The 394-nt window shown below is 62.2% G+C and carries 1 pseudogene; it reads left to right on the top strand.

What is annotated here, in order from left to right:
• Nucleotides 1-394 (top strand): annotated as a pseudogene (locus VSR82_RS40100) (glycoside hydrolase family 19 protein); the annotation flags it as partial.

Here is a 394-nt window from a genome sequence, read left to right as displayed (position 1 = left end):
ACCCAGGCAGCGACGGGACGAAACGGCGCTGGTGGAAGGTGGACAGCGCGGATGTGCGAGGCAACCCTATTCGCGGATGGGTACGTGAGCAGAGCTTCGAGGGCGGTCGCGTGACGCGGGAGTTTTCGCAAAGCTGGATCGACTTCGAGTGTTACGACGAGGACCACGATCCGACGCACACCATTTTTGCAACCACGGGCGACTATGTGGACTATGCGCTTGGCACTGAGGCATCCGGTGCGGGTTCACTTGGCAAGCTAAGCCCACTGATGGCCGCAATCTATCGCGTCCTGTATCCGGGCGGTGACGGTCTTTACGCGGCGGACGAGCTTTGCAGCGCGGGACAAAGCCCTCAGCGTTCCGGATTTCCGTGGGCCGCGTTTCGCGCATCGCG

This window comes from Burkholderia sp. JPY481, from assembly GCF_038900515.1.
GTDB classification, from domain to species: domain Bacteria; phylum Pseudomonadota; class Gammaproteobacteria; order Burkholderiales; family Burkholderiaceae; genus Paraburkholderia; species Paraburkholderia youngii.
The sequence above is the reverse complement of the archived record's forward strand: the minus strand, read 5'-3'. Positions and strand labels throughout refer to the sequence as shown.